This is a genomic window from Brevundimonas sp. UBA7838, assembly GCF_002500885.1.
GTDB lineage: Bacteria > Pseudomonadota > Alphaproteobacteria > Caulobacterales > Caulobacteraceae > Brevundimonas > Brevundimonas vesicularis_C.
The window spans coordinates 1-2,926 of record NZ_DLTK01000008.1 but is presented as its reverse complement, the minus strand read 5'-3'; the positions used below and the strand labels follow the sequence as shown (position 1 = coordinate 2,926).

Sequence of the window (2,926 nt, the reverse complement as noted above, 5' to 3'; positions counted from 1 at the left end):
GCGCGCCGATGGCGGCCTGCAGCGCATCGCGCGCGCGGGCCCATTCGGGGCGTTCGTGCGCCCGGTCGCGCAGGTCACGCCACAGCTGGCCGCCTTTCCGATTCTCGCGGCCAGCCAGCGCATAGAGGCCGTCCTCGTCCACGTCGCACAGCGGGCTGCGCAGCACCTCGGCCAGGGACAGGTCGTCGTCGGGGAAGAGGGCGAACCGGGCCAGTGAGATCAGGTCGTCGAAGACGATATGGCTGGACAGTTTCAGCCGGTCCGCGCCGGCGACGGGCACGCCTTCGGTCTTCAGCGCCCGAATGATCTCCTCGAAGGTCGCGTCGCGACGTCGGACCAGGACGATGTAGTCGCCATAGCCGGCGGGGCGCAGGTCGCGGGTGCTGCGATCGAAGACGGCGAGGCCGCTTTCGACCTGGCGGCGGATTTCGCGGGCCAGATCGCGGGCCAGGCGTTTTCGGGCGCTGCCGGCGCTTTCCTGATCGACCGGATCGTCCCAGGCGTCGGTTTCGGGCGAGGGCTCGTCCAGGAACAGGGGCCACAGGTCTATGGCGCCGTGCTGGCCGATGCGGGCGGGCAGATGTCGGGCGATGTCGCCCTGGGGGCCGGTCAGGGCGCGGGTGCGGTCGGGGTCGGCGAAGACGGCGTCGACGAAGGCCAGCACCTCTTCGGTCGAGCGGTAGGAGGTGTTCAGCTCAGGCCCGGCGAAGGCCTCGCCGGCGCCCTCGGCCAGGGCGAGGAAGTCGGTGCGTTCCTGGCGCAGCCGTTCGGGTCGCGCGCCTTGGAAGGAATAGATCGACTGTTTCTCGTCGCCGACGGCGAAGACCGTGCGGCCGGACTTTTCGCCGGAGTAGAACTCGCCGGTCAGGGCGCGGACGATGGCCCATTGTTCGGGGGCGGTGTCCTGGGCCTCGTCGATCAGGACGTGATCGACCCCGCCATCCAGCTTGTACAGCACCCAGGCGGCGGCCCCGCTCTCTGTCAGCAGGGCGGCGGCGCGCGCGACCAGATCGGGGAAGTCGAGCGCCCCACGCTGGGCCTTGGCGGCTTCGTAAAAGGCGGCGTGGGCGCGGGCCAGGGTCAGGACCTTGACCGTATCATCGGCGACCTTGGCCTTGCGCAGAGCCTCGCGCGTGGCGAGGAACTTGGTCTGAAGGTCCAGCAGCCAGCCGACCGCGCCCTGCGGCGCCGACTTGGTGCCCATGCTCTTACGCGGTTCGCCCGCCTGGGTGCAGAAGACCCCGGCCAGGGCCGCAAACCCGGCGTAGGGCGGGGCGGCGACGCTCATGGCGTCGGCGATCTTCTTGTCGTTGGCCGAGCCGGTTTCCATGGCCTCGGCCATGCGGTTCCATTCGCCGGGATCGATGAAGGCGACGAAATTGCGCTCCAGATCCTCTGGGCTGCGATCGCGTTCGGCGCCGGTCAGGGACCAAGGATCGGGCGCGGTTCCGGCCTCGGCCCGGTCGATATAGTCCAGCAGATCGGCGCGTTTCGCCTCAATCATCGACAGCAGGGCCTGAAACCTCTGCCAGTCCAGCTCGACGGCGAAATGGCTGTAGGCTTGGCCGATGGGACCGTCCGGATCGGCGACGGCGGCGCGGGCCAGGTCTTCGCGCGCGGCGTGGCTTAGGGCGGTCGCAGCCTGGTCTTCCAGCACGGTGAAGCGGGGCGAAACCCCAGCCTCCAGCGGGAACCGGCGCAGCAGTTTTTCACAGAAGGCGTGGATGGTCTGGATCTTCAGGCCGCCCGGCGTCTCCAGCGCCCGGGCGAACAGCTTGCGCGCGCGGGAAAGCGCGGCGTGATCCATAGCTTGCGGGTCGCCGTCGTCAAGCCGGGTCAGTTCGCGCGACAGGGCGTCGTCGTCCAGTACGGCCCAGCCGCCCAGCTGGTCGAACAGCCGGGCCTGCATCTCGGCGGCGGCGGCCTTGGTGTAGGTGACGCACAGGATGGCGCCGGGGTCGACCTGATCCAGCAGCAGCCGCGCCACCCGGTTGACCAGGGTGGTTGTCTTGCCCGAACCGGCGTTGGCGGTGACGAAGACGGTCAGGCGCGGATCGGCGGCGACGATCTGAGGGGCGATGCTCATTCTTCGTCCCCGTCGCCGATCACCGACCATTCCCAGACGCGGGCCAGATGATCGTAGTTGCCGCCCTGGTTGCCCATGAACTGGGGCGCGGCCCAGGAAACGTAAGGCGTGTTCTCGTCGTCGAAGCGGGCGACGCGGCGCTTCAGCCCGTCCAGCGCAGCCTGCGCCAGATCGGCGGCCTCAGAGCCCGAAGCGCGGGTGACGACTTCGCCCGCCGTCTTTCGCCCGACCACGCGGACATAGGTGAGTTCGTCGGGCGTGACCGGGCCGTTGGTGTCCTTGAACCCGCCGTCGGCCAGGATGGCGGCAGTCAGGGTCAGTTGCGGGGCGAAGCCGGACTTGACCTGTTTGGCGGACGGCGCCGCACCGGTCTTGAAGTCCATGACCGCCGCGCCGTCCGACGCCAGTTCGATGCGGTCGGCAAAGGCCTTGACGGTGAAGGGGCCGGCTGGGGCGTCGAAGGTCATCGTCCCCTGCTGTTCCACCAGGATATCGACGCCGCGCGCCCGACGCCGTCGCTCGAACTCGGTCAGCCAGCGGGCGCAGTTGCGGGCCAGCGGCGCCTCGCGGGCCATGGCCGCATCCTCGAACCCGCGTGCGCCCAGTTCGCGCAGCAGATGGTCGTGCAGGATGGCCTCGCAATCGTCGGGCAGGTCGTTCGGCCAGTCCAGCGTCAGCCGCTCGATGGCGGCGTGGACGGCGTTGCCGCGCGCCAGCGCTTCGGCAGACGCGCCGGGCCGCTCCATCGCCTCCAGCCCCAGCACCCACAGGGCGTAGATGGCGTAGGGGTCGCGCACCCAGCGTTCGATGCGGGTGACGTACAGGCTGCGCGGACGGCGA

At 69.8% G+C, this 2,926-nt stretch carries 2 protein-coding genes; both read right to left on the bottom strand.

Going from position 1 to position 2,926, the window contains the following annotated elements; genetic code table 11:
- A partial coding sequence (locus tag B3T77_RS00480) for a UvrD-helicase domain-containing protein (RefSeq protein ID WP_292076023.1) occupies nucleotides 1-2,086 on the bottom strand: 2,086 nt, incomplete at its 3' end.
- On the bottom strand, nucleotides 2,083-2,926 hold an 844-nt coding region (locus tag B3T77_RS00475; RefSeq protein WP_292076020.1), incomplete at its 5' end, for a PD-(D/E)XK nuclease family protein. The genes B3T77_RS00480 and B3T77_RS00475, both read right to left, overlap by 4 nt.